Below are 3,913 nucleotides of genomic sequence, written 5' to 3' on the forward strand. Positions count from 1 at the left end.
TCCCCTCGCGCGGAAGGAACCCGACCGTGACCCAGCCAGTGTTCGACGCGCACCTGCACATCGTCGACCCGGCGCATCCCCTCGTCGAGAACAACGGCTTCATGCCCGGGCCGTTCATGGTCGCCGATTACCAGCGGCGCATCGAGGGCCTCGGCATCGCCGGCGGCGCGGTCGTGTCGGGGTCGTTTCAGGCGTTCGACCAGGGTTATCTCATCGACGCGCTCGCCGCCCTCGGCCCCACCTACGTCGGCGTCACCCAGATCCCAAGCGACACGAGCGACGAGCGCATCCGAGAGCTCAACGCGGCCGGCGTGCGCGCCGTGCGCTTTAACGTCGCGCGCGGCGGCTCGGCCGACCTCGATGAACTCGAGCTGCTCGCCCGCCGCGTGTACGACCTTGCCGGCTGGCACGCCGAGCTCTACATCGACGCCCGCACGATCGACGACGAGCTCTCGCGCCGCATCGCCTCGCTGCCAGCGGCGAGTATCGACCACCTCGGAATGCACGGGGACGGCCTCGCGAACCTCCTGCGCCTCGTCGAGCAGGGCGTCAAAGTGAAGGCGACCGGCTTCGGCCGGGTCGAGCTCGACCCNCGACGATCAAGGCAATCATGTCGGTCGACCCGACCGCCCTCATGGTCGGCACCGATCTGCCCTCGACCCGCGCGCGCCGCCCGTTCGAGAACGGCGACTTCAACACGGTCGCGGATGCACTCTCACCCGAGCAGCTCGACGCCGTGTTTTGGGGCAACGCGGCGCTGTTCTATCTGGGCCGCTGATCGCTTGACGCACTGATTGGTGCGAGCCAGACGCGATGCGCGCCATCAATCTGTGGGCGGTGAACGACGCCGCGTTGACGCCTGAGTGTCGCTAGCTGTGATCACACGCTCAGCTGCCTCAGGAAACGACTGTTTCCACCCCCTACACGGCAGCAGCCTCTTCGAGCGCAGTTGCCAGATACGGTGCCGACGCGCTCTTGGATGATGTCGCGACCTCTGCTGGAGTGCCGGTCGCGACGACTTGTCCACCGTTGTCCCCAGCACCGGGCCCGAGATCGATGACGTGATCGGCCTGTGCGATGACTCGCATGTCGAGCTCGACTATGACCACGGTATTCCCCGCGTCGACGAGCGTTTGTAAGTGCGTAAGGAGTTGGTCTGCGTCGGCGCAGTGCAATCCGGAAGTCGGTTCATCGAGCACGTAGAGTGTGTCGCCGCTTTGGGCGCGCTGCAGCTCGCTGGCAAGCTTGACTCGCTGGGCCTCACCACCGGACAGCTCAGTTGCGGGTTGCCCCAGACGCAGGTAACCGAGTCCAACGTCGACCAGCGCGGTGAGTGAGCGCATGATGTCAAACTCTCCCTCGAAGAATTCGTGCGCCTCCGCGACGCTCATTGCGAGGATCTCCGCGATATTGCGTCCGTGCCAGAGGATCTCGAGTGTGCTCGACTGGTAGCGGGTGCCGTGACAGTCAGGGCACTCTGTGTAAACGGAGGGGAGGAAGAGCAGCTCGACCATGACCGATCCCTCTCCCTCACAAGTCGGGCACCGGCCACCAGCGACGTTGAATGAGAATCTTCCGGGCTTGTAGCCGCGTGCACGAGCTTCCGGGGTCTCGGCAAATCGACGTCGCACGTGGTCGAACAGACCTGTGTACGTTGCGACGTTCGACCGAGGTGTTCGTCCGATCGGCTTCTGGTCGATGCTTACTACGCGGCGGATTTCACTGAGGTCTCCCGAGACAGAACCCTTGAGCTCTTCAGGCTCATCAGAAAGCAGCATTTCATCGCCGTCGAGCACTGGCTCGTCAGTCTTGATGGGGCGTCCGAGATGCTCGCTGACCAAAGTGGGGACAACTTGGCTGACGAGGCTGGATTTGCCCGACCCCGACACACCTGTGACTGCGGTGAATGCGTGTAACGGGATCTCGACTGAGATGTTCCGCAGGTTGTTGCGTCCGATATTCTCAAAACGCAACCATCCTTGTGGCTTCCTTGGCTGATGAGGAGGGAGCCCGCTGCCGCCGAAGAGATAACCTCGAGTGACGGATTCCTCGACTTCGGCCAGACCTTCGGTGGGCCCGCTATAGATGACACGACCTCCACGTTCACCTGCGGCCGGCCCGATGTCGACAAGCCAATCCGCGTGGCGCATCACGTCGACGGAGTGCTCGACGATGAAGAGGCTGTTGCCGCTTTCCTTGAGCCCGTCGAGGATGTCCAACAGTGCACTGACATCTTGCGGGTGGAGCCCGGCAGAGGGTTCGTCCAGCACGTACACGACGCCGAAGAGTTCGGAAGTGAGCTGGGTTGCCAAACGCAGACGCTGAAGTTCTCCACCTGAGAGCGTCGGCGTCGTGCGATCCAAGGACAGGTAGCCCAGACCGAGATCAATGATCGGACGAATGCGATCGATGAGTCCAGACCCTAAGCGGATGGTTGCCGCAAGTTTTTCGACCGATTGGTTCGGAGTTCGGCGGACATCAGGGGCCGTGGAATGGGCCGACCCTCCGGCTGCCACGCGCTGTTCATCCGCTTCGCGACGCAGGGCCTCGTCGAGGGCCTCACCCGATGAGGAAACCCCATCACGGGCATCAGTAGTTGCGTCTGCGGCCTCAGCGACTGCGGCTTGGATCAACAACATGAGCTCACGCAAGGGCATCTGTGAAAAGTCGGCGATGTCGAGCCCCTCGAATGTCACCGAAAGCGCCTCAGGCTTCAACCGTTTGCCATGGCATGCGGGGCACGGGGCCACTGTGAGGAACTCCGAGACACGGCGTTTCATCGAGCTGCTCTTCGTGTTCGCGAATGTGTCAAGCACATAGCGTCGCACCCCTACGAAGGTTCCCGAGTAGGTGGGCTCGACGCCCGCGGCTATGGCTTCACGTGCTTCAGCGAGGGTGAGTCGTGAGTGAACCGGGACGTAGGGCGTTTCGTCCGTGTACAGGATCCAGTCGCGGTCCTTCTTGGCGAGGTCTTTCCACGGAATGTCGACGTCGTAGCCAAGCGCAACGAGGACGTCCCTCAGCTGGTGACCGTGCCAAGCCGTGGGATATGCGGCGATTGCGCGTTCTCGGATAGTCAGTGTCGGATCGGGGACCATCTTTTCCTCCGGCACGTCATAGACGCGTCCGATCCCGTGGCATTCCGGGCATGCGCCCTGGACCGTGTTGGTCGAGAAGTCCTCCGCATAGAGCATCGGCTGCCCATCTGGGTACTGACCCGCGCGGGAATACAGCATGCGGACCAAGCTGGAGAGCGTCGTGATGCTTCCGACCGTTGACCGAGTGCTGCTCCCGCCGCGTTGTTGTTGCAGTGCCACCGCGGGCGGCATTCCGGTAATGGAATCGACGTCGGGGACTCCCGCCTGGTCGATGAGGCGCCTCGCATACGGTGCCACCGACTCTAAGTAGCGTCGCTGGGACTCCGCATATAGGGTGCCGAACGCCAGCGAGGACTTACCTGAGCCAGAGACACCGGTGAAGACCACCATGGCGTCACGCGGTACCGACAAGTCGATGTCTTTGAGGTTGTGTTCGCGGGCGCCTCGCACTCGAACGTCCGGTTGGATGAAGGCGGAGTTTTCACGAGTCGGTGTGGAGGGCCTGTTCATTAGCCAACGCTATCAACGAGTAGGTTCTGCAACCTGGCCAATCAACAGCAGTGCCGAACGGCCGGCAGGTCACGACAGATTTTCCGCGCCCGACGCCGACGCTCTCAACCCTTTCCGCTGGATGTCTCCCGGGTTCGTGTGCCGCGCCTGCTTGATTCGAGCGCCGCAGTTAACGTCCGGGCGTCATAGTCGCCCAATAGGCGGCGGCCTTCGATGAAAAAGGTTGGGGTGGCGTGAGCTCAGCTGGCCTCGGCACTTTCAAGATCACGCTCGATTCGAGCTGCGGGGTCTGCTGCACGGATAGG

2 protein-coding genes are annotated in these 3,913 nt (G+C 62.7%); one reads left to right on the forward strand and one right to left on the reverse strand.

The annotated features are described in order from the left end of the window. Positions 1-101: 101 nt before the first annotated feature. Positions 102-794, forward strand: a complete 693-nt coding sequence (locus ID132_RS09440; RefSeq protein WP_459562470.1) for an amidohydrolase family protein — start codon at positions 102-104, stop codon at positions 792-794. 126 nt (positions 795-920) lie between these two features. Here the strand turns inward: ID132_RS09440 and ID132_RS09445 are convergent, their stop codons facing one another. After that, complete coding sequence (locus ID132_RS09445; protein ID WP_193128452.1) at positions 921-3,608, reverse strand: excinuclease ABC subunit UvrA; 2,688 nt, start codon at positions 3,606-3,608, stop codon at positions 921-923. Positions 3,609-3,913: the final 305 nt, after the last annotated feature.

It is taken from the genome of Gulosibacter sediminis (genome assembly GCF_014904065.1).
Taxonomy (GTDB): domain Bacteria; phylum Actinomycetota; class Actinomycetes; order Actinomycetales; family Microbacteriaceae; genus Gulosibacter; species Gulosibacter sediminis.